22 protein-coding genes are annotated in these 22,895 nt (G+C 67.5%); 14 read left to right on the forward strand and 8 right to left on the reverse strand.

Annotated features, from left to right (window positions below; genetic code table 11):
* Positions 1–49: 49 nt before the first annotated feature.
* The 10 genes from murC (at position 50) to ileS (ending at position 10,880) form a co-directional block, all read left to right on the forward strand.
* Positions 50–1,627: a UDP-N-acetylmuramate--L-alanine ligase gene (murC, locus tag OG921_RS22715; RefSeq protein ID WP_266114894.1), complete on the forward strand. Its 1,578-nt coding sequence runs from the start codon at positions 50–52 to the stop codon at positions 1,625–1,627.
* On the forward strand, positions 1,624–2,280 hold the full coding sequence (locus OG921_RS22720) for a cell division protein FtsQ/DivIB (RefSeq protein ID WP_266114802.1): 657 nt from the start codon (positions 1,624–1,626) through the stop codon (positions 2,278–2,280). The genes murC and OG921_RS22720 overlap by 4 nt, the downstream gene beginning before the upstream one ends.
* Positions 2,281–2,449: 169 nt before the next feature.
* Entirely contained in the window at positions 2,450–3,631 is a 1,182-nt protein-coding gene (gene ftsZ, locus OG921_RS22725) for a cell division protein FtsZ (protein ID WP_266114803.1), read from the forward strand.
* A 56-nt stretch (positions 3,632–3,687) separates the two neighbouring features.
* Positions 3,688–4,392, forward strand: a complete 705-nt coding sequence (gene pgeF, locus OG921_RS22730; protein ID WP_266114804.1) for a peptidoglycan editing factor PgeF — start codon at positions 3,688–3,690, stop codon at positions 4,390–4,392.
* An 83-nt stretch (positions 4,393–4,475) separates the two neighbouring features.
* Positions 4,476–5,189 (forward strand): YggS family pyridoxal phosphate-dependent enzyme, encoded by a 714-nt coding sequence (locus OG921_RS22735; RefSeq protein ID WP_266114805.1) that lies wholly within the window; start codon positions 4,476–4,478, stop codon positions 5,187–5,189.
* Between the two features lie 105 nt (positions 5,190–5,294).
* Positions 5,295–5,951 carry a cell division protein SepF gene (locus OG921_RS22740; RefSeq protein ID WP_266114806.1) on the forward strand — a complete coding sequence of 219 codons (657 nt, stop codon included), beginning with the start codon at positions 5,295–5,297 and terminating at the stop codon, positions 5,949–5,951.
* A 100-nt stretch (positions 5,952–6,051) separates the two neighbouring features.
* Positions 6,052–6,354 (forward strand): YggT family protein, encoded by a 303-nt coding sequence (locus OG921_RS22745; RefSeq protein WP_266114807.1) that lies wholly within the window; start codon positions 6,052–6,054, stop codon positions 6,352–6,354.
* Positions 6,355–6,452: 98 nt separating this feature from the next.
* Positions 6,453–7,262 carry a DivIVA domain-containing protein gene (locus OG921_RS22750; RefSeq protein WP_266114808.1) on the forward strand — a complete coding sequence of 270 codons (810 nt, stop codon included), beginning with the start codon at positions 6,453–6,455 and terminating at the stop codon, positions 7,260–7,262.
* A gap of 12 nt (positions 7,263–7,274) precedes the next feature.
* Positions 7,275–7,439, forward strand: a complete 165-nt coding sequence (locus tag OG921_RS22755; RefSeq protein WP_266114809.1) for a hypothetical protein — start codon at positions 7,275–7,277, stop codon at positions 7,437–7,439.
* Positions 7,440–7,718: 279 nt separating this feature from the next.
* Positions 7,719–10,880 (forward strand): isoleucine--tRNA ligase, encoded by a 3,162-nt coding sequence (ileS, locus tag OG921_RS22760; protein ID WP_266114810.1) that lies wholly within the window; start codon positions 7,719–7,721, stop codon positions 10,878–10,880.
* A gap of 29 nt (positions 10,881–10,909) precedes the next feature.
* Here ileS and OG921_RS22765 read toward each other — a convergent pair whose 3' ends face one another.
* Positions 10,910–11,317 (reverse strand): hypothetical protein, encoded by a 408-nt coding sequence (locus OG921_RS22765; protein WP_266114811.1) that lies wholly within the window; start codon positions 11,315–11,317, stop codon positions 10,910–10,912.
* A 132-nt stretch (positions 11,318–11,449) separates the two neighbouring features.
* On the opposite strand from OG921_RS22765, the gene OG921_RS22770 reads away from it, so the two are divergent.
* From OG921_RS22770 to OG921_RS22780, 3 genes are all read left to right on the forward strand, one after another.
* The gene (locus OG921_RS22770; protein ID WP_266114812.1) at positions 11,450–11,686 is read left to right on the forward strand and encodes a type II toxin-antitoxin system Phd/YefM family antitoxin; all 237 of its coding nucleotides are present in this window, start codon (positions 11,450–11,452) and stop codon (positions 11,684–11,686) included.
* Positions 11,683–12,090 carry a type II toxin-antitoxin system VapC family toxin gene (locus OG921_RS22775; RefSeq protein ID WP_266114813.1) on the forward strand — a complete coding sequence of 136 codons (408 nt, stop codon included), beginning with the start codon at positions 11,683–11,685 and terminating at the stop codon, positions 12,088–12,090. Before OG921_RS22770 ends, OG921_RS22775 begins: the two co-directional genes overlap by 4 nt.
* Before the next feature lie 137 nt (positions 12,091–12,227).
* Entirely contained in the window at positions 12,228–13,085 is an 858-nt protein-coding gene (locus OG921_RS22780; protein WP_266114814.1) for a hypothetical protein, read from the forward strand.
* Between the two features lie 302 nt (positions 13,086–13,387).
* Here the strand turns inward: OG921_RS22780 and OG921_RS22785 are convergent, their stop codons facing one another.
* The 7 genes from OG921_RS22785 to OG921_RS22815 form a co-directional block, all read right to left on the reverse strand.
* Complete coding sequence (locus OG921_RS22785; protein ID WP_266114815.1) at positions 13,388–14,068, reverse strand: response regulator; 681 nt, start codon at positions 14,066–14,068, stop codon at positions 13,388–13,390.
* Positions 14,065–16,623: a sensor histidine kinase KdpD gene (locus tag OG921_RS22790; RefSeq protein ID WP_266114816.1), complete on the reverse strand. Its 2,559-nt coding sequence runs from the start codon at positions 16,621–16,623 to the stop codon at positions 14,065–14,067. Before OG921_RS22790 ends, OG921_RS22785 begins: the two co-directional genes overlap by 4 nt.
* The gene (locus tag OG921_RS22795) at positions 16,604–17,269 is read right to left on the reverse strand and encodes a potassium-transporting ATPase subunit C (RefSeq protein WP_266114817.1); all 666 of its coding nucleotides are present in this window, start codon (positions 17,267–17,269) and stop codon (positions 16,604–16,606) included. The genes OG921_RS22790 and OG921_RS22795 overlap by 20 nt, the downstream gene beginning before the upstream one ends.
* A gap of 5 nt (positions 17,270–17,274) precedes the next feature.
* On the reverse strand, positions 17,275–19,398 hold the full coding sequence (gene kdpB / locus OG921_RS22800) for a potassium-transporting ATPase subunit KdpB (protein WP_266114818.1): 2,124 nt from the start codon (positions 19,396–19,398) through the stop codon (positions 17,275–17,277).
* A complete protein-coding gene (kdpA, locus tag OG921_RS22805; protein WP_266114819.1) occupies positions 19,395–21,080 on the reverse strand; it encodes a potassium-transporting ATPase subunit KdpA in 1,686 nt (561 codons plus the stop codon). Before kdpA ends, kdpB begins: the two co-directional genes overlap by 4 nt.
* Before the next feature lie 3 nt (positions 21,081–21,083).
* On the reverse strand, positions 21,084–21,182 hold the full coding sequence (kdpF, locus tag OG921_RS22810; protein ID WP_266114820.1) for a K(+)-transporting ATPase subunit F: 99 nt from the start codon (positions 21,180–21,182) through the stop codon (positions 21,084–21,086).
* A 234-nt stretch (positions 21,183–21,416) separates the two neighbouring features.
* A complete protein-coding gene (locus OG921_RS22815) occupies positions 21,417–22,310 on the reverse strand; it encodes a TIGR03619 family F420-dependent LLM class oxidoreductase (protein WP_266114821.1) in 894 nt (297 codons plus the stop codon).
* Positions 22,311–22,430: 120 nt separating this feature from the next.
* Between OG921_RS22815 and OG921_RS22820 the strand changes: the two genes are divergently transcribed.
* Complete coding sequence (locus OG921_RS22820; protein ID WP_266114822.1) at positions 22,431–22,892, forward strand: hypothetical protein; 462 nt, start codon at positions 22,431–22,433, stop codon at positions 22,890–22,892.
* Positions 22,893–22,895 lie beyond the last annotated feature (3 nt).

Genomic DNA, 22,895 nt, shown 5'->3' on the forward strand with positions numbered 1-22,895 from the left:
TCCCGTGCAGGACGGCGGCCATTTCCGCGGCGCGGAGGACGGGTCGACGATGTCGGCGCTGCCCGCACAGCTCGAGCGTGTCCACATGGTGGGCATCGGTGGCGCCGGGATGTCCGGGATCGCCCGCATTCTGCTGGCGCGCGGCGGCGCGGTGTCGGGGTCGGACGCGAAGGAAAGCCGCGCGGTGCTCGCCCTGCGTGCCCGTGGCGCCCAGGTACGGGTCGGGCACGACGCGTCGGCGCTGGACCTGTTGCCCGGCGGGCCGACGGCTGTCGTCACCACCCACGCCGCGATCCCGAAGACCAATCCCGAACTCGTCGAGGCGCACCGCCGCGGGCTGCCCGTGCTGCTGCGCCCAACGGTGCTTGCGTCGTTGATGCGCGGCTATCGCACCGTGCTCGTGGCAGGCACGCACGGCAAGACGTCCACCACCTCGATGCTCGTCGTCACGTTGCAGCACTGCGGTTTCGACCCGTCGTTCGCGGTGGGTGGGGAGCTCAACGAGGCAGGGACCAACGCCCATCACGGCACCGGCGACGTCTTCGTGGCCGAGGCCGACGAGAGCGACGGTTCGCTGCTCGAATACGACCCGGGCACCGTGGTGGTGACCAATGTCGAATCCGATCACCTCGACCATTTCGGCACCACCGAGGCCTATGTGCAGGTATTCGACGACTTCCTCGCGCGGCTCGCACCCGGTGGCGCGCTGGTCGCCTGCCTCGACGATCCCGGTTCGGCGGCGCTGGCCCGCCGCGTCGTGGCGGGCCCGCGCGGGGACATCCGGGTGGTCGGTTACGGCACGCTGCCCAAAGTCGCCGCCGGCGAGTCGCCCAAAGTCGCCGCCGGCGAGTCGCCCAATGTCGGCGCCGACGAGTCGCCGAGCACTGCGTCCGGCGAGGTTCCCGCGGTGTACGAGGGTGTCCCGGTGGGCGTCTGGCTGCACAGTTGGGAGCCGCGCGACGTCGGCGGTGTCGCGCAGTTCCAGGTCGTCGGCGAGCCGAACCCGCGCACGCTTCGGCTCGCGGTGCCGGGACGGCACATGGCGCTCAATGCGATCGCCGCGATCGCCGCGGCCCGCGATGTCGGCGCGGACGTGGAGGAGGCGGTCGAGGGGCTCGCCGTATTCGGCGGCGTGCACCGGCGTTTTCAGTTCACCGGCCGTGAGCACGGGGTTCGGGTGTTCGACGACTACGCCCACCACCCGACCGAGGTGCGCGCCGTGCTCGGCGCCGCGGTCGAACTCGTCGAGCAGGAGGCACGCGACGGCGCCCGTTCCCGGCGCGGCAGCGTCGTGGTGGTGTTCCAGCCGCATCTGTACAGCCGCACCGCGACATTCGCGACGGAGTTCGCCGCCGCGCTCGACCTCGCCGACGAGGTCGTCGTGCTCGACGTCTACGGCGCGCGAGAGGAGCCGCTGCCAGGGGTGAGCGGCGCGTTGATCGCCCAGTCGGTCGGCAAGCCGGTGCACTACCAGCCCGATATGTCGCGGGTCGGTCGACAGGTGGCCGCGCTGACCCAGCCCGGTGACGTGGTGATCACGATGGGCGCGGGCGACGTGACCATGCTCGGTAGCCAGATCCTCGACGCGTTGCGCGCCCGGCCGCGGTACGGAAAACCGAACGGATGAGCCGACGGTGGCTGTGGGTGGCGGTCGGCGTGGTCGTGGTGATCGCGTTGGCGGCCCTCGCCTGGTTCACCCCGCTGCTATCGGTGCGCACGGTCGAGGTGCGTGGGCTGGCTTCGGTTCCCGAGGATCAGGTGCTGGCCGCGCTCGACCTGCCGCAGGGGCAGCCGCTGCTGCAGGTCGATACCGGCGCTGCCGCGCAGCGGGTGGCGCAGATTCCGAAGGTCGCGCAGGCGCGCGTGCAACGTGAGTATCCGTCGACCGTGCGGGTGACCGTCGACGAGCGGGAGCCGGCGGTGTTTTACGACTCGCCGCAGGGAACGCACCTGATGGACTCCGGCGCAGTCGATTTCGCGATCGAACCGCCGCCGCCCGGCGTGCCCCGGCTGACCGTGTCGAGCCCGGGACCCGACGACCCGGTCACGCTCGCCGCGCTCGATGTGCTGTCTACCATCCCGCCCGGGTTGCGCACCCAGGTCTCCGATGTCGCGGCGCGGTCGATCTCGGACATCCGTCTCACTTTGCTGGACAAGCGGGTGATCGTGTGGGGGAGTGCGGACAACGCGGACCGCAAGGCCGCCATCGCCTTGCCTTTGCTGACACAGCCCGGGCAGACCTACGACATCTCCAGCCCCGACCTGCCAACTGTGAAGTAGTGCCGATTTTTTCGCGTGTCGCGGCGCGCCTGCGTCCGGTTTGCCGTTCCGGCGAATAGCGTTCTGCGCAGTCGGGTACTTGACATAACGCTAACCCTGTGGTTTAGGTTTAGGGTTTCGGGTACTCGCCCCCCACCCAAGCCCCGGGATCGAAGGAAGGCGAGAGCATATGACGCCCCCGCACAATTACCTCGCCGTCATCAAGGTCGTCGGAATCGGCGGCGGCGGTGTCAATGCGGTGAACCGCATGATCGAACAGGGACTCAAGGGAGTCGAGTTCATCGCGGTCAACACCGACGCACAGGCGCTGCTGATGAGCGACGCCGACGTCAAACTCGACGTCGGGCGTGAACTCACCCGTGGTCTCGGCGCAGGCGCCGACCCCGACGTCGGTCGCAAGGCCGCCGAGGACCACAAGGACGAGATCGAAGAAGTGCTCAAGGGTGCCGACATGGTGTTCGTGACCGCCGGCGAGGGCGGCGGCACCGGCACCGGGGGCGCTCCGGTCGTGGCCAGCATCGCGCGCAAACTCGGTGCGCTGACCATCGGCGTCGTCACCCGGCCGTTCTCGTTCGAGGGCAAGCGCCGTGGCGGACAGGCCGAAACGGGGATCAACGGGCTGCGTGAGTCGTGCGACACACTGATCGTCATTCCGAACGACCGCCTGCTGCAGCTCGGTGACGCCGCGGTGAGCCTGATGGACGCTTTCCGTTCGGCCGACGAGGTACTGCTCAACGGCGTGCAGGGCATTACCGACCTGATCACCACGCCCGGCCTGATCAACGTCGACTTCGCGGACGTGAAGTCGGTGATGTCGGGAGCAGGCAGCGCGCTGATGGGTATCGGTTCGTCGCGCGGTGAGGGTAGATCGGTGAAAGCCGCTGAATCGGCGATCAATTCGCCGCTGCTCGAAGCCTCGATGGAAGGCGCCCGTGGCGTCCTGCTCTCGATCGCGGGTGGCTCGGACCTCGGCCTGTTCGAGATCAACGAGGCGGCCTCGCTCGTGCAGGAAGCGGCCCATATCGACGCCAACATCATCTTCGGCACGGTGATCGACGACTCGCTCGGCGACGAGGTTCGGGTCACAGTCATCGCCGCCGGTTTCGATGCGGGCACGCCCGCGCGCAGGCCGGTGGAGGCGGCGCCGGGTCGCAGCTCGATCGGCGTCGGCCGGGCCGGCCAGATCGGTGCGCGCGGCAATGGCGCCGACGCCGCGCCGAGCTACCGGGACGTCGAACCTGCGCGTGCCGAAGAAGTGGCACCGGTCGGCCTGCACGGTGGTTCGCGCGGGCGGGTCGAGCAGGACGATCTCGAGGACGACGTCGATGTTCCGTCCTTCATGCGTCGTTGACCGGGCCGCAAGGACAGCCGACCGGTAAACCCGCACGCAGCACGAAGGTTCGCCGGGTGGTCACCACCCGCGCGGGCGGCGTGTCCGTCGCCCCGTACGACAGCTTCAACCTCGGTGATCACGTCGGCGACGACCCTGTCGCGGTCGCAGCCAACCGAGTCCGACTGGCCACCCAGATCGGCCTGACCCCGGACCGGCTGGTCTGGATGGAGCAGATTCACGGCCGCAACGTCGAAGTGGTGGACGGCCCGCGCGAGCACGCCGTCGAGGCCACCGACGCCCTGGTCACCAGCACACCCGATCTGGCGCTCGTGGTGCTTTCGGCCGACTGTGTTCCCGTCCTGCTCTCCGATGACGAGGCCGGTGTGCTCGGCGCGGTGCATGCGGGCCGGGTGGGCGCCCGGATCGGGATCGTCCCAGTGGTTCTCGACGCGATGGTGGCGCTCGGCGCGCGCCGCGATCGGATCGGCGCTTTCCTCGGTCCCGCCGCCAGCGGGCGGCAATACGAGGTACCCGCGCAGATGCGCGCCGACGTCGAAGCCCATCTGCCCGGCAGCGCGACCACGACGGCGAAGGGCACCCCCGGTCTCGACCTGCGCGCCGGGTTGCGCCGCCAGTTGCTGGCGGCGGGCGTCTCGGCCGTCGCGATGGATCCGCGCTGCACGATCGAGGACGCGACATTGTTCAGTCACCGCCGTGCTGCGCCCACTGGCAGACTGGCCAGCGTGATCTGGATGCAGTCCGTGCCCCCGGTGCCGTGACAGACGGTCCGAATTGGCCAGTGCCGTGACCGACGGTCCGAATTGGCCAGTGCCGTGACAGACGGTCCAAACAGGACAGCGCCGTGAGCCGACGGTCCGAGCTGGCCGAAGCGCTGGACCGGCTGTCGCACCGACTGGATGCCGCCTGCCGCGCGGCGGGACGCAGCCGCGACGAGGTCGCCCTGCTCCCGGTCACGAAGTTCTTCCCCGCCGCCGACGTGCAGATTCTCTACGACCTCGGGTGCCGTGAATTCGGTGAGTCCCGCGAGCAGGAGGCGTCCGCGAAGGTCGCCGACACAGGGCATGAGGATGTCCGCTGGCACCTGATCGGTCGCTTGCAGCGCAACAAGTCTCGCGCGGTCGCCCGTTGGGCGTACGCGGTGCACTCGGTGGACAGCGTGCGACTCGCACAGACCCTGGCACGCGCCGTCGCGGAGGCCCACGACGAGGGTGAGCGCGCCGCCGCCCTGCAGGTCTTCGTTCAGGTCAGCCTCGACGACGATCCGAGCCGCGGCGGAGTGGCCGCCGCGGGCCTGGCCGAACTCGCGGACGTGGTCGCCGACGCCGCGCAGCTGAATCTGAAGGGGCTGATGGCAATTCCGCCGCTCGACGTCGAGCCGGAACGCGCATTCGCCCGGCTCGCGGAACTGCGGGCGGCATTGACTGCCGGGCATCCCGGTGCCACCGAGCTCTCCGCGGGGATGTCGAACGATCTGGAAATTGCTGTGCGCCATGGATCGACATGTGTGCGTGTCGGTACCGCCCTGATGGGCTCGCGGCCGATAATCTCGGACTAGAACGCGGAACCACTCCAGTCACAACAGAAACACCCCCACGCTGTCTCCGCCGGAAGTCCACCAAGTTCAGAAAATCGGGCCCGCCGCGCCGAGGAAGGTCGATCAATGAGCACCCTGCACAAGTTCAAGGCGTACTTCGGCATGGTCCCGTTCGAGGACTACGAGGACGACTACCTCGAAGAGCCGCGGCGTCCGGCCCGCGCGAGCGTTCGTGAGGAGTACGCCGAGCACGATGCCGGCGACTACCCGGAGCCCGCCTACAAGTCGGCCGCTTACGCGCGCCGCCCCGAGTTCGAGGACGATCCGTACGAGCCGCGTCGTCCCGCACGGGTCGAGTCGATCACGCCCCGCGCGTCCCGGCCGACTGCTCCCGTGGCGCGTGGCACGGGCGGGCGGGCGACCCACGGTGCGCTCGCCGTCGACACAGGGATCGAGCGCCGTGCCGAGGAGCGCCGCACCCCACTGTTCGACGAGAGCGGCCCGCTGTCGAAGATCACCACGCTGCGCCCGCGCGACTACGGCGAGGCCCGCACCATCGGCGAGCGGTTTCGCGACGGCACTCCGGTGATCATGGACCTCGTCGACATGAGCAACGCGGATGCGAAGCGACTCGTCGACTTCGCCGCCGGATTGGCATTCGCCCTGCGTGGGTCGTTCGACAAGGTGGCGACGAAGGTGTTCTTGCTCTCACCAGCCGACATCGACGTTTCGGCGGAGGAACGCAAGCGCATCGCCGAAACCGGTTTCTACAACCAGCAATAGGCAGCAGCGCAACGGCCGCCGGGCAACCGGCGGCCGTCGTCGTTTCGTTCGCAGGTCGTTTGGTTTTGATCGCTCGCCGATAGTCAGGCAGAGTGAATACGTGGTCCTGTTCGCGGTGTTGTACTTCGTACTCTTCATTTTCTGGCTGTTGTTGATCGGCCGGATCATCGTGGAGTTCATCCGTGCGTTCGCCCGCGACTGGCACCCGACGGGGATCGTCGTGGTGATTCTGGAAACCGTCTTCACCATCACCGATCCACCCGTGAAACTGCTGCGCCGGATCATTCCGCCGATATCGCTCGGCGGGCTCCGGCTGGACCTGTCGATCATGGTCCTGCTGTTCGTGGTTTACATCCTGATGGAAATCGTCAGCCGACTTGCCCAACCGGCCGGTTTGGCATGACTCTGCGCACCACGGTTACAGTGTTGAGGTTCGATGACGCCCAGGCGCCGATCCGACCAGTTGCTTTGCCGCTCCGAAATGCGTGAAGGGATCCTTCCATGCCGCTGACCCCAGCTGATGTGCACAACGTCGCGTTCAGCAAACCGCCGATCGGAAAACGCGGCTACAACGAGGACGAAGTCGACGCATTCCTCGACATGGTCGAGCAGGAGATGGCCCGCCTCATCGAGGAGAACGCCGATCTGCGCCAGCGGGTGAGTGAGCTCGACACCGAGCTCGGCGAGGCCAAGAACGCCCCGCAGCAGGCCACACAGGCCGCGCCCGCCCCCAAGCCGGAACCGAGGCCCGAGCCGGAGCAGCCCAAACCGGCGCCCGCGCCGGCGGCTCCGGCGCCGTCCGCTGATGCGAACCTGCAGGCCGCGAAGGTGCTCGGGCTCGCTCAGGAGATGGCCGACCGGCTCACCGGCGAGGCGAAGGCGGAGTCGGAGCAGCTGCTCACCAATGCGCGCACCAACTCGGAGCGCCTGGTCAGCGATGCACGCTCGCGTTCGGAGACGATGATCGCCGAGGCACGGCAGAAGTCCGACGCACTGCTCACCGACGCGCAGACCCGCTCGCAGAATCAGCTGCGCGACGCGCAGGAGAAGTCCGACGCGATCGCGGCGGAATCCGAGCGCAAGCACACCGAGGTCATGGCCACGATCAACCAGCAGCGCACCGTGCTGGAAGGACGGATCGACCGGCTCAAGACGTTCGAGCGCGAGTACCGGGTGCGGCTGAAGTCCTACCTGGAGTCGCAGCTCGAAGAGCTGGAGAACCGTGGCTCCGCGGTGCCGGCCGACGGCGGCGACGCCTTCGACACGGCCAATAACCACGGCCAATCCACCTTCGTGAACGAGAGCAACTAAGCTCGCAGCCTTGTGCTGGTACTGACGCTGGTCATGGCCGCGGTCGGCTTCGGCCTGCTCGTGATAGCCCTGACGACCGGGTCGGTCGCGTGGGCATGGGGGAGCATTGCGGTATGCCTACTCGGTGCCGTGCTGCTCCTGGTCAGCGCACTGTCCGGCCGCGGCAAGGCACCGTGACCGCCGGTAGGCCCGCGCGGTGCACCCGGAAAACCGATTTGCACAGCGCCAGTAGAATCGAAAATGTTCGGCGTCGATCCGGTCATCACCGGGGAGCCTTCGGAAGAACGGCGAGATCGCTCGCTCAGTAGAACCGAACGGGAGAGCCCGTCACAGCTCGCGGGAGAGTGGCCCCGGCACCGCGGTGCGGACCTGGGCAAGCGGGGTGGTACCGCGGTAGCAGTGCACGCAGCACTGCCGTCGTCCCCGTGCCGAGCAACTGGCACAGGAGATGCGACGATGGCCGATCAGCGAAACACCGACGGGCAGACCTATCCCCGCGTCGACCTGACCGCGGGCATCGATTCCAGCGCCCCGCTGTTCCCCGAACTCGAGGCCAAGGTGCTCGACGAGTGGGCGGCGTCGGGCACCTTCCGCAAGAGCATCGAGCAGCGCGGCGACGCGACCGAGTTCGTCTTCTACGACGGCCCGCCGTTCGCCAACGGTCTGCCGCACTACGGCCACCTGCTCACCGGCTACGTCAAAGACCTCGTGCCGCGGTACCAGACCATGCGCGGGCACAAGGTCGACCGGAGATTCGGCTGGGACTGCCACGGGCTGCCCGCCGAACTCGAAGCCGAAAAGCAGCTCGGCATCAAGGACAAGTCGCAGATCGACGCGATGGGCCTCGCCGAGTTCAACGCGTACTGCAAGCAGTCGGTGCTGCGCTACACCGGCGAGTGGCGGGACTACGTCACCCGTCAGGCCCGCTGGGTCGACTTCGACAACGACTACAAGACGCTCGACATCGACTTCATGGAGTCGGTGATGTGGGCGTTCAAGACGCTTTACGACAAGGGCCTGATCTACCAGGGCTTCCGGGTGCTGCCCTACAGCTGGTACGAGCAGACGCCGCTGTCGAACCAGGAGACCCGGCTCGACGACGCCTACAAGATGCGGCAGGACCCGGCGCTGACCGTCGACATGCCGCTGCATGTCCCCGCGGACCACCCGCTGGCCGCCCTGGACGGCGCCAACGCGCTGATCTGGACCACCACGCCGTGGACGTTGCCGTCCAACCTGGCGATCGCCGTGCATCCGGACTTGCGCTACGTGCAGGTGCGAGGTGGCGATGGCAAGCGCTATCTGCTCGCCGCCGAACGGGTCGGGCACTACGCCAAAGAGCTCGACGGGCATGAGGTGTTGGGCGAGTACGACGGTGCCGCGCTGGTCGGGCTGCGTTACGACCCGCCGTTCGGCTTCTTCGTGGGGCATCCGAACGCACACCGGGTGATCGGCGCGGACTACGTCACCACCGATTCCGGTACCGGCATCGTGCACATGGCGCCGGCCTTCGGTGAAGAGGACATGGAGTACTGCTCTGCCAACGGCATCGAGCTGGTACAGCCCCTCGACGAGGGCGGCCGGTTCACCTCGATGGTGCCGCCGTACGAGGGTCAGATGGTCTTCGACGCCAACCCGAACATCATCCGCGACCTCAAGGCCGCCGCAAAGGTGTTGCGGCACGAGACGATCGAGCACTCCTACCCGCACAGCTGGCGTTCGGGTCAGCCGCTGATCTACATGGCGGTGCCGAGCTGGTTCGTCGCGGTAACCAAGTTCCGCAACCGCATGGTCGAGCTCAACCAGGAGATCACCTGGGTCCCCGAACATATCCGCGACGGTCAGTTCGGTAAGTGGCTCGAGGGCGCGCGGGATTGGAACATCAGCCGAAATCGATACTGGGGTAGCCCGATCCCGGTGTGGATGTCCGACGATCCGGCGTATCCGCGGGTCGACGTGTACGGCAGCCTCGACGAGCTCGAGCGTGATTTCGGTGTGCGCCCGACGGATCTGCACCGGCCGATGATCGACGAGCTGACCCGGCCCAACCCGGACGACCCGACCGGGCGCTCCACCATGCGCCGAGTGCCCGAGGTGCTCGACTGCTGGTTCGAATCCGGCTCGATGCCGTACGCGCAGGTGCACTACCCGTTCGAGAACCGGGAATGGTTCGAGGGCACTGCGGAGGCCGAGGGTCACTTTCCGGGCGATTTCATCGTCGAGTACAACGGTCAGACGCGGGGCTGGTTCTACAACCTGCACGTGCTCGCGACCGCGCTCTTCGACCGTCCGGCGTTCAAACGAGTTGTGGCGCATGGCATCGTGCTCGGCGACGACGGCCTGAAGATGAGCAAGTCGAAGGGCAACTACCCCGACGTCAACGAGGTGTTCGACCGGGACGGCTCGGACGCGATGCGCTGGTTCCTGATGAGCTCGCCCATCCTGCGCGGTGGCAACCTCATTGTCACCGAGCGCGGTATCCGCGAGGGTGTGAGCCATGCGCTGCGGCCGCTGTGGAACGCCTGGACGTTCCTGCAGCTGTACGCGGCCAAGCCGGGTACGTGGCGCACGGATTCGCCGCATGTCCTGGACCGGTATGTGCTGGCCAAGCTTGCGGCGCTGCGCGATTCGATGACCGACGCGCTCGACAGCTACGATATCGCCGGTGCCTGCGAGGAGCTTCGGTCGTTCTGCGACGCACTGACCAATTGGTACGTGCGCCGGTCGCGTCAGCGTTTCTGGCAGGAGGAGCAGGACGCGATCGACACCCTGCACACCGTGCTCGAGGTCGTCTCGCGGCTTTCGGCACCGCTGCTGCCGCAGATCAGCGAGGTGATCTGGCGCGGGGTCACCGGCGGTGAGTCGGTCCACTTGACGGATTGGCCTGCCGCGGAAGAAGTTCCGGCCGACGCCGAACTCGCCGACACGATGGACGAAGTCCGCACGGTGTGCTCGACGGTGCTGAGCCTGCGCAAGGCGCAGAACCTGCGGGTGCGCCTGCCGCTTTCGGAGGTCACCATCGCGGCCGGCGATGCGGACCGTCTCGCACCGTTCGCCGACCTCATCGCCGACGAGGTGAACGTCAAGAAGGTCGATCTGACCCCGAATGTCGACGTGCACGGCAAGTTCGAGCTGGTCGTGAACGCCCGCGCCGCGGGCCCGCGGCTCGGTAAGGACGTGCAGACCGTGATCAAGGCGGTCAAGGCGGGTGACTGGGCCGAGGATGCCGAGGGCGTCGTTCGAGCTGCAGGTATCGTCTTGCTGCCCGAGGAGTACACCCAGCGGCTCGTCGCGGCCGAGCCCGAGTCCACCGCCGCGCTGCCCGGTAATGCCGGTCTGGTCGTGCTGAATTCGACCGTCACCGAGGAGCTCGAGGCCGAGGGTTGGGCGCGCGATGTGATCCGCGAACTGCAGGAGGCCCGCAAGTCGGCCGGCCTCGACGTGTCCGACCGAATCAGCCTAGTCCTCGAAGTCGATGCGGCACATGAGGACTGGGCCGGCAGGCATCGCGACCTGATCGCGGGCGAGGTACTCGCCACCGAGTTCGGGCTCGGTGCAGCGGGCCCCGGCGCCGTCGATGTGCTCGACGGAGTGCGGGCCCGGATCACCCGGCGCTGACGGGCCTCGTCGAAGACGAGCAGACGGCCCTACGGGGTCACGAAAAACGTGCCGACGCTGGGCGTGACGATCACCTCGCCCAGATCCGGTATCCGGACGGATGCCGTGACGACGACCTGGCCGGAGCCGGTCGTGGTGGCGGCATCGGTCGGCTGTTGCTCGGTGATGGTTCCGGAGCCCCCGGTGCTCAGGTTGACCCAGGTGTAAGTCCATCCGTAGCCCTGTCGTACCGGGTGGATCCGGCCATGTCCGTGCTCGATCGTCGGTGTGTACGGTGCCGCACCACGGGTAATCGGCAGCCCGACAATCACTCCCGGCACCTGCAGCGTGGTCGCGCCGTCGAATGTCACCGGTTCGGCGGCGGCGGGCGCCGTCGAGCCGATCCACATCCCGACTCCGAGCACACCGACCACCAGTCCGCCAATTGTTCGCACCACGCAACTCCTCGCTCTTGCAACAAATTCCGCAGTTACTTCCGATGTGCGCGGTCGTTCGTTACGCAGGCTGGCGAGGCAGGTCGGACTAGTGTGACTGGTCCGACCGGTCAATTACGAGTATCGTTTGCGGACATGAGGACGACTACCAGCACCGAGGCCAAGGCGCGGCTTAATGCGCTACTGGCGGAGGTTGCGGAGACCGGGGAACCGATCACCATCACCAGTCACGGGAAGCCCGTGGCCGTCCTGTCTCCCGCTGTGCCGATCCCACGTCGATTCGGGCAGATGGCTGGCCGGTTGACCATTCCCGCCGATTTCGACACGCCTCTCGATGACGCCGATCTTGCACGCTGGGAGGGTGGCGAGTGATTTCGACCGGCGTCCTGCTCGATACAAACGCATTGCTGTGGTGGGTTGTCGATCCCGACCGAATCGGACCGGATGTGCGTGAGCGGTTGGCGGACCCGTCGACGCAGGTGTTCGTGTCGGCGGCATCGGCATGGGAGGTGGCGATCAAGACCCGCTTGGGCAAGCTTGCCGGTGGTGAGGCGTTGCTATCCGTGTGGGACGAGACGCTCGCGAGTATCCGCGCGACGGCGATCGACATGACGGCCGCGGACGCGATCATGGCGGGCGGTCTCCCGTGGCCGCACCGGGACCCCTTCGACCGGATGCTGGTGTCGCAAGCTGCTCGGCGCGGTCTGACGTTGGCCAGCAGCGACGAGGTAATTCTCGCCGGCGCCATGTCGCCGACTCTCGACCTACGCCGATGAACTGCCGACGCGACCGGTGAAGTCCTCGACTATCACGATCCCGATAAAATAAGTCAACTGCGGGCTCGCGCGATTTCCCAGCCCGGGCTGGCTGGCCGAGGCGCGACTCTTGCCTGCAAGGTGAGGATGGGCCGTTAATGGTGGACTGTCACGAAGCACCATTCCCCATAGCCGCCTATTTCGACATGAATGTGTGGGTCGAGATGGCGAAGGGCCTGAAAATAGGTAACCCGGACTGGCTGGCTGCTGCCGACGAACTAAAGGCTGCGGTTCGAGAGTCCCGACTAGTGGTTCCTCTCAGTGCGGCGCACTACATGGAACTCTGGCACCGCCGTGACCAGGCCTCACGCGAGGCTGTGGGCGCTCTGATGCGCGACATCGCGGACTACGTGTCCCTATCGCCAATTCAGCGAGTGCGCGACTTGGAAGTCGATGCGCTAGTTGATCGCCACCTTGGTGGCCGGCGCCGGATAGAGGCACCGGATCTTCTTGCGAGGGGAGTCGTTCATGCCTCCGACTCGCCCCACGGCCGGCTTCGGTTTGTGTCGTCGATCGAAACCGCGGACGAGCCGGAGGGGTCGGCGGCCGATGCGCCGGTCGGGGTCGAGGACCTTCGGGCGCAGCCACCACTCTGGGAGTGGATACACCTTGTAGGCACCCAAGAACTCATAGCGGCAGACGGCCTCGATCGGACGCCCGAACATCGTCATGGAAGCCGATACGTGGACCAAGAGCTGGATCTACGCCGTCGAATATCGGCGGATCCATCGCTTCGTTCGCGACTTCTGGATTACATCATCACCGAAGAGATAACCGACCTGACTGATGCGATCAATAGGGCCTGCCGGGAACGCGAAACAGACCCCCACATTCTGATCCTTGGGCGCGGAGGCACGCCTGCTGATGCCATTCGCAAAGTCGTACTTGAGATTCCTAGTGTGGATGTAGTCGTGAGGCTTCGCTGGTGGAAGCACAAGGATCTTGGTCTGCAATGAACAGCACGACAAGACCGACCTCATGGCGCTGGGTGTCGCCACCCCGTACTCGGACATTGTCGTGACGGAGCGTCGATGGTCACACCTGCTCCGAGTTTCTGGGCTGGCAAGCCGATATTCAACGGCTGTTGGCCAAGGGCTCGGGGGCGTCAGGACGGCGCTCGGTCTTTGCGACCGTCCACCTTTTCGTGTCTGATGTCGAAAGGGGGAACTCTGGTGGACCGGCTCGGTCGACCACGCTTGGCCTGGAACGTTTTTGGGAGCTTCGCCGACCGGAGCCTGCGCCAACTATCCGGCGCTGGTCACGCTTCGAAGCGGTAGCCCATCCCCGCCTCGGTGAGCAGATGTTTAGGGTGTGACGGGTCATCCTCCAGCTTCCGCCGCAGCTGCGCGAGGTACACCCGCAGGTAGTGGCCCTCGTTGGCATAGGCCTGGCCCCACACCTCCTGCAGCAACTCCCGGCGACCGACGAGCTTGCCGCGGTTGCGCACGAGCATCTCGAGGATGCCCCACTCGGTCGGGGTCAAGTGCACATCCGTGCCTGCTTTGGTGACCTTCTTCGCGGCAAGATCCACCGTGAACGACTCGGTCGCGACGACCGGCTCGTCCGTGTCCGCGGCCACCGACCCGCGCCGCACCGCGGCGCGTAACCGCGCGAGGAATTCGTCCATGCCGAACGGTTTGGTGACGTAGTCGTCGGCGCCCGCGTCGAGCGCCTCCACCTTGTCGGCGGAGTCGGTGCGCGCGGACAGCACGATAACCGGTGCAGCACACCAGCCACGCAGTCCCGCGAGCACCTCGACGCCGTCCATGTCCGGCAGGCCGAGATCCAGAATGATCACATCCGGGCTCTTTTCCGCGGCCGCCCGCAAAGCGCCCGCGCCGGATGCCGCGGTTGTCACGTCGTAACCCCGGACGGACAGGTTGATCCGCAACGCACGCAGGATCTGCGGCTCGTCGTCGATCACCAGCACTCGCGTCACGGTGCGTCCTCGATCCGGCCGAGCGGATTGCCGGCGGCGAGTTCCACCACGATGGTCAGCCCGCCACCGGGGGTATCGGTGGCTGTCACGGTGCCGCCCATCGCCTCGACGAACCCGCGCACCACCGAAAGCCCGAGCCCGACGCCGGTGCTGTTGTCGCGGTCGCCGAGGCGCTGGAACGCGTCGAACATCTGCTCCTGCTCATCGCGCGGTATGCCCGGACCCTCGTCCGCGACGGTGATGAGCACCCGGTTCCCGGTCTGCGCCGCCGCCACCCGGACCTTGCCCGCCGGTGCGTACTGCAGCGCGTTCTCCACGAGATTCGCCAAGACCCGCTCGAGCAGGCCGGCGTCGGCGAGCACGCAGGCGTCGCCGACGTCCACTTCGACGCGGTCGAGGGACGGTCGCAGCCGGCTCGCGCCGGTGCCGATGCCGAGGAGCACCCGGTGGATGGCTTCGTCCACGTAAACGCGCCGGAGTTCCGGCCGGACCACCCCCGCCGCGAGCCGCGTCGTATCGAGCAGGTTACCGACGAGCGCGGTGAGCTGGTCGGTCGATTCCTCCACGGTGGCAAGGAGTTCGGCGGTGTCGTCGGGGGAGAATTCGACGTCGTGACTGCGCAGGCTCGAGACGGCCGCCTTCACCGCGGCCAGTGGCGTGCGCAGGTCGTGGCTCACCGCCGACAGCAGCGAACGGCGTAGCCGGTCGGCCTCGGCCAGCGCCGCCGCCGAGGCCGCCTCGTCGGCGAGCTGCCGCTGCCGGATCAGCCCGACGGCCTGATTGGCGACGGCGTTCAGGACCCGGCGGTCGCGGGCAGGCAACTCGGCGCCGCCCAGCAGCAGGAAATAGTCGCCCTCACCGACCTCGATCGCGGTGTCCGCGTCCGCCGGCGTGCTCGGCGGGTCGGTGCCGACGGAGGCTATCGCCCCCTCGGCTCGGCCGACGATCGACACCGCACGCTGCGAATACGTCTCGCGCACCCGCTCCAACAGCCCGGGCAGGTCCGCGCCGCGCAGCACCGAACCGGCGAACAATGCCAGTAGCTCGGCCTCCTGCGAGGCGCGGCGCGCCTGCGCGGCGCGTTTCGCCGCGCTGTCGACGAGCGCGGCCACCGCCACCGCCACCGCCAGCAGCACCAGCACCGTGACGAAGCTGTCCGGCTCGGCGATCGTCAGGCTGTGGCGCGGGTCGACGAAGAAGAAGTTGAGCATGGCGCCGGAGATCAGCGCCGACAACACCGCAGGTCCGATGCCGCCGAGCAGCGCAACGAGCAGCACCACCACGAAGAACACCGCGCTCTCGCCGCCGAGATCCAGGATCCCGTCGAGGAACAGCGCGGTCACGGCGCACGCGACCAAGGGCACGACGATCGCCGCGAGCCACGCGAACACCCGGCGCTCCTTGGGTGCGAGGGAGGCGAACCGGAATCCGGTGCGTGCCTCTTCGTGCGTGACCATGTGCACGTCGATCTTGCCCGACTGTTGCAGGGTGGCCGCGCCGATGCCCTCGTCGAAAATCCGGGCCCAGCGCGATCGGCGCGAAGTACCGAGCACCAACTGGGTGGCATTCACATCCCGGGCGAACTCCAGCAGGCTGGTGGGCACATCATCGCCGACGATGCTGTGCACGGTCGCGCCGAGGCTGGACGCGATCCCGCGCACCTTGCCCATTTTCGGCGCAGAGACCCCGGCGAGTCCGTCGCCGCGCACGACGTGCACCACCATCAGTTCCGCGCTCGATTTCGACGCGATCCGGCTCGCGCGCCGCAGCAGCGTCTCGGATTCCGCGCCGCCCGTCACGGCGACCACCACCCGTTCCCGGGCCTCCCAGGTGTCGGTGATGTCCTTCTCCGCGCGATACTTTGCCAGAGCGGCGTCGACCTGATCGGCCAGCCAGAGCAAGGCCAGCTCCCGCAACGCGGTCAGGTTGCCCGGCCGGAAGTAGTTGCTCAGCGCGGCGTCGACCTTCTCGGGGCCATAGACATTGCCGTGCGCGAGCCGGCGCCGCAGCGCTTCCGGGGTGATGTCCACCAGTTCCACCTGCGCCGCGCCGCGCACCACCTCGTCGGGCACCGTCTCCTGCTGCACGACCCCCGTGATCTGTTGCACCACATCGTTGAGACTCTCGAGGTGCTGCACGTTGACAGTGCTGATCACCGTAATGCCCGCGGCGAGCAGCTCTTCCACGTCCTGCCACCGCTTGGGGTTCGCGCTGCCCGGGGTGTTGGTGTGCGCGAGCTCGTCGACCAGCACCACCGTAGGTCTGCGCCGCAGCACCGACGGCACATCCAGCTCCGGCATCCGGGTACCGCGATAAGGCACGAAACGCGGTGGGATCATCTCGATTCCGTCGAGCAGCTCGAGGGTCTTCGTGCGCCCGTGCGCTTCCACGACTGCTGCGACCAGATCGGTACCGCGCTCGAGTCGGCGATGTGCCTCGCCGAGCATCGCGTAGGTCTTGCCGACCCCCGGTGCGGCACCGAGGTAGATCCGCAGCTCGCCCCGTTTGGGTTTGTCCGACAAGCTCACACCTAGATCATCCACCGAGCGGAGCATGCGGAGCGACGTTGTGACCGCATTCGGGCGCGGCGTGCCCGAGCGCGAGATTGAGTTCGGGCACATCGACGCGCTCTGCCCCGAGGAACCCCAACGTGCGGGTCGAGGTGTGCTCTTCGACCAACTGCCGCACCCGGTCCTCCGCCATGCCGTTGACCCGCGCCACCCGCGGCACCTGGATCGCGGCGTACGCCGGACTGATCTGCGGATCGAGCCCGGAGCCGGATCCGGTGACCGCGTCCGCGGGAACGGCGGACGGATCGACGCCGTCGCGTTCGGCGATCGCCATGCGGCGCTGCGCGACGAAGTCGGCGAGCGTCTCACTGCTCGGCCCGAGATTCGACGCCGCCGACGCGGCCGGGTCGCCGGTGGCAAACGGGTCCTGGTCCGCCACCGAGCCGAGCACCCGCGCGTGGAAGAACGGATCGGGTTCCCCGGCCGGGACCTGCGGGTCGATTCCGATCAATCGGCTACCGACTACGCAACCGTTGGCGTCTGCGAGCGCCGACCCCTCGGCGGCGCTCGCGTCGATCCGGCTCACGGTCCACACTGCCGCGGGATAGCCGATGCCGAGCACGAGCGTGAGCGCGAGCATTACCAGTAATCCGGCCCACGTTTGCCGGAGCAGTCCGATGACGAATCGCATTTCGATCACCCGATCCCAGGAATGAGACGGACGACGAGGTCGATCGCCCAGATGCCGATGAACGGCGTGATGACCCCACCGATGCCGTAGATCAACAGGTTTCGCCCCAGCAGCGCCGAGGCCGACGACGGCCGGTAGCGAACGCCGCGCAGCGACAACGGAATCAGCGCGACGATCACGAGCGCATTGAAGATGACCGCGGACAGGATCGCCGACTCCGGTGTCGCGAGACGCATGATGTTGAGCGTGTCCAGTTGCGGATAGATGGCACTGAACAGCGCCGGCAGGATCGCGAAGTATTTCGCGAGGTCGTTGGCCAGCGAAAACGTGGTCAACGCGCCGCGGGTGATCAGCAGTTGCTTGCCGATCTGCACGATCTCGATGAGCTTGGTCGGGTCGGAGTCAAGGTCGACCATGTTCCCGGCTTCTTTGGCGGCCGAGGTGCCCGTGTTCATCGCCACGCCGACGTCCGACTGGGCAAGGGCGGGAGCGTCATTGGTGCCGTCACCGGTCATGGCGACGAGGCGCCCACCCTCCTGCTCGCGCCGGATCAGCGCGAGCTTGTCCTCGGGCGTCGCCTCGGCCAAGAAATCGTCCACCCCGGCCTGCGCGGCGATCACCTTGGCGGTGAGCGGGTTGTCGCCGGTAATCATCACGGTGCGAATACCCATAGCCCGCAACTGCGCGAACCGCTCGGCAATGCCCGGCTTCACCACATCCGATAGCTCGATCACGCCGAGGATGCGGACCGCATCGCCGGCGGACCTCGCGACCACAAGGGGAGTGCCACCGCGGCCGGCGATGTCGTCCACCGTGTCGGGAATCGATGCGGCAACTTCCCCGGCGCGCTCACGCACCCAGGCCAGCACGGAATCGGACGCACCCTTGCGGATTTCGGTGCCGTCGAGGTTCAGCCCGCTCATCCGTGTCGTCGCGGTGAACGCGACGAACCCGCCGACGCTCTCGGCCTCGCTCGGATACGGGTCGAGGTGGGACTGCTCCGCGCAGAGCGCCACGATGCTGCGCCCCTCCGGGGTCGAGTCGGCCAGGCTGGACAGTCGTGCGGCAACGGACAATTCGTCGGCGCTCACCCCGGGCGCGGGATGCAGGGCCGTGGCCATCCGGTTCCCGTAGGTGATGGTGCCGGTCTTGTCCATCAGCAGCGTGTCGATGTCGCCCGCCGCCTCGACCGCACGTCCGGACATCGCGAGCACGTTGCGCTGCACCAGTCGGTCCATCCCGGCGATGCCGATCGCGGAGAGCAGCGCTCCGATGGTGGTGGGGATCAGGCACACCAGCAATGCGATCAGCTTCACCGGATCGGGTGCGCTACCCGCGTATTGGCCCATCGGCCCGATCGCGACGACCGCGAACACGAAGATGATCGTCAGCGCGGCGAGCAGGATGTTCAGTGCGATCTCGTTCGGGGTCTTCTGCCGCGCGGCGCCTTCCACCAGCGCGATCATCCGGTCCACGAAGGACTCTCCGGGTGCCGCGGTGATCTGCACGACGATCCGGTCGGAGAGCACGGTGGTGCCGCCGGTGACCGCGCACCGGTCACCGCCCGATTCCCGGATCACCGGCGCCGATTCACCGGTGATCGCGGACTCGTCGACGGTGGCGATGCCCTCGATTACGTCACCGTCGCCGGGAATCACCTCGCCCGCCGCCACCGCGACTCGGTCACCCGGGCGCAGTGCGGTTCCGGAAATCTCCTCGGTCCGGCCGTCCGTGCCGATTCGCCGGGCGACGGTGTCCCGCTTGACCGCGCGCAGACTGGCGGCCTGCGCCTTGCCGCGGCCCTCCGCGACCGACTCGGCGAGGTTGGCGAACAGCACGGTGAACCACAGCCACACCGCGATCAACCAGGTGAACAGAGTCGGTTCTGCCACTGCGTAGGCGGTGGTTATCACCGACCCGACCCAGACCACGAACATCACCGGATTGCGGGCCATATGACGGGGATTCAGCTTGCGGGCCGCGCCGGGCAGCGACGTCCACAACTGATGGGGATCGAACACACCCGCGGCGACCGGCGACACCCCATGGTGGCCCGCATCGTCACGAGCCCGTGCCGCCGAGGTCGGCAGCCCACCGACCCGGTCGGCCCGTTCGACGGTCGAACTCATTGCAGTGCCTCCGCTATCGGTCCCAGCGCAAGCGCGGGGAAGAAGGTGAGCGCCGCGACCAGTGCGACGGTGCCGGTGAGCAGGCCGACGAACATTCGGCCGTTCGTGGGCAGGGTGCCCGGTCCGGCCGGGTGCGGGGTCTGGGTCGCGAGCGAACCGGCCAGTGCCAGTACGAGAATGATCGGCAGGAACCGGCCGAGCAGCATGGCGACGCCGAGCGAGGACTGGAACCAGTCGCTCGTCACAGTAAGCCCGCCGAACGCACTGCCGTTGTTGTTCGAGGCGGATGCGTAGGCGTAGAGCACTTCGCTGAACCCGTGAATCGACCCGGGCGCTCCGGGTGGGCCACTGTTGCCCTGGAAACCGGTGGTGGAGGACAGGATCACGGTGATCGCCGTACCCGTCAGCACCAGCGCGGGCATCACCAACACGGATAGCGCGGCGAGCGTGATTTCCCGCTGGCGCAGCTTCTTTCCGAGGTATTCGGGCGTGCGCCCGACCAGCAGTCCCCCGACGAACACCGCGATCAGTGCGAGCACGAGAATGCCGTACAACCCGGTACCGACTCCGCCCGGCGCGATCTCGCCGAGCAGGATGTTGAGCAGCAATGCGCCGCCACCCCACGCCGAGTAGCTGTCGTGGAAGGAATTCACCGCACCGGTCGAAGTGCCGGTGGTGCTCACCGCGAACAGCACCGAGCCGGGGATCCCGAAGCGAACGTCCTTGCCCTCCATCATGGCGCCGGCCGCCTGCGCCGCGATCCCCCGGGTGTTCGACTCGGCCCAGAGGGTGAACGCGAGCAGGCCGGCCCAGATGATGCCCATCACGGTCAGCAATGTGAGGCCCTGGCGGCGGTTGCCGACCATCGTGCCGAACGTGCGGGTAAGGCAGACCGGGATCAGCAGGATCGCAATTACCTGCACGATGTTGCTGATCGGGGTTGGGTTCTCGAACGGATGCGCCGAGTTGGTGTTGAAGATGCCACCGCCGTTGGTGCCGAGTTCCTTGATCGCCTCCTGAGAAGCGGCCGGTGCCAACGCATTTGTCACCGGCGTACCGTCCAATCCGGTCGCGGTGAACCCGCTGTGGAACGACTGCACGACGCCCTGGGTCAGCAGGACCAGGGCGATCAGAAACGCCAGTGGCAGCAGCACTCGCAGCGTGCCACGAGTGATGTCGACCCAGAAATTGCCGATCTCACCGCCCGCCCGGACGCGGACGAGGCCGCGGATCAGCGCGATAGCCACGGACAGTCCGACCGCCGCCGAAACGAAGTTCTGCACCGCGAGCCCTACCGGTTGGGTGAAGTTGCTCATCGTCGTCTCGGGAACGTAGGACTGCCAGTTGGTGTTCGTGACAAACGAGACCGCGGTGTTGAACGCGACCGCCGGACTTACTCCGGCGAGGTCACCGTGCAAAGGGAGCACGCCTTGGACGCGTTGCAGCACATAGAGCAACAGCACTCCGGCGAGCGAGAAGCCGAGCAGGCTCGATGCGTAGCCGAACCAGGTCTGTTCACGCCCGGAGTCGATCCGGCACACGCGATAGAGCAGCGACTCGGCCCGCAGGTCGCGGTCCGAGGTGTAGACCTTGGCGATGTAGTCGCCGACCGGGACGTAGGCGATCGCGAGCACGCCGATGACGAGCGCGCTCTGCAGTCCCGCAGCAAGCGCGGGATTCATGACTCAGAACCTCTCCGGATCCAGCAGGGCCACCAGGAGATAGAGCACGAGCGCGACCGAGATCGCCAGCAGCAGTGCGCTGATCACACCGGCCGCAGTCATTTCGCGGCCTTGGTGTTCAGTGCGCGCAACAGCAGCGCCAACCCGAAGAACATCGCGAGGGTGAGCAGCACGAATGCAAGGTCGGCCATCGACTTCCCTTCTCGACCGACAGGGCGGTTCCCCGTCGCACGCAGCATCGCGCGCGGAGAAGGGCGTGCAGCGGTCGTTGACGGACCCCTGACACGGTGACCTGGAGTCTTGACGACTTCTTGATGCCGGTACTACTCGAGCGGGTTAGGGGGCCAGCGTGTCGAGCACCTCGTGCGCCCAGCGCATCGACGCAAGAGGGTCCGCATCGGGGTTCCCGACACTCGGATCGAAGTTCAGGTCGAGGAAGGTCTCCGTGATGCCGGCGCGCGCGAGCTGGTCGAGATCGGCGCGGATCTCGTCGAACGAGCCTGTGAGTGGTGTCGAGCGCTCGGCATTGCGCAGCACGCCCCGGCAGACGAAGCGCAGCGCGTTCTCGTCTCGCCCGGCCTCGCGCGCCGCCGATTTCACGATCTCGACCTGTTCGCCGATCTCGGTGAGGTTCGTCCGACTGCTGCTCATCCAGCCGTCCGCGAGCCGGCCCGCGCGCTGCAGCGCCGCGGGTGCGCTGCCGCCCAGGATGATCGGCGGGTTCGGCTGCTGCACCGGCTTGGGCCGGATGCTCGACCGTGGAATCCGGTAGAACTCGCCGTCGAATTCGACCGGATCGGCGCCCCACACCGCGTGCAGCGCCGCGACGTACTCGGCGCCCCGCGCGCCGCGTCGTTCGAAGTCGGCACCGGCGGCGACGAACTCGTCGATCGACCAGCCGAGGCCGAGCCCGGCGTCGAGCCGCCCGTTCGACAGCACATCGAGGGTGGCGAGCTGCTTGCCGAGGATCGCCGGTGCCTGGAACGGCACGTTCACGATGCCCGTCCCGAGCCGGATCCGCTCGGTTACCGCGGCGGCGAAGCCAAGCGCGGCAATCGGATCGAGCACGCTCGCATACGGTGGACCGAGCGGGGCCGATTCGGCGACGAGGATGCGCTGGAAGCTCCACAGCGTCGAGTAGTCGAGCTCCTCGGCGCGGTGCGCAATCTCCACGATGTTGGCCGGCGTCGCCCACGACCCCGACACGGGTAGTCCGAATCCGAGTTTCATGCTCCCCACTCTGCCCGCCGACCCGGCACGAACCCAACGGGAACATTCCCGCCGCGCGCCGTATCCAATGTTCAGCCGCAGCCGATCGGCTCGCGGACCCGACACCGAGGAGTGAAAACAATGACGAACCCCTTCCTTCCGCAGATCCCCAACCTCGACGACCTGCTCGGCGGCGCGCCGGCCAACGTCTCGATCGACATCCTCGACGGCGTTGTCCAGGGGCAGGCCGGGTTCGACGCCGACGGCGGCGTGGAAGCCTCGGTCGGGGTACCGGGCGGGCCGGAGCTGTCGTTCGGTGCCGACGGCTACGCCTCGGCCGATGCCGGTATCGCCGCCGAAGGCAGTTACACCCACATCGCGGCCGACGACGGGGGCCCTGTCGGCGATTCGCTGTCCATCGACACCCTCCATGGCGGGGTGGCCGGCTACGGCGGCGTCGATCTCGGCGGCGGGATCGAGGCCTCGCTCGACATTCCGGGTGGCCCGGAGCTCGGTCTCGACGGGCAGGGTGAGTTCGGTGCGCACGGTGGCTTCGAGGCCCAGGGCGGCTACACCCACATCGAGACGCACGACGTCATGTGAGGT

It is taken from the genome of Aldersonia sp. NBC_00410, from assembly GCF_026342035.1.
In the GTDB taxonomy this organism is placed as follows: domain Bacteria; phylum Actinomycetota; class Actinomycetes; order Mycobacteriales; family Mycobacteriaceae; genus Aldersonia.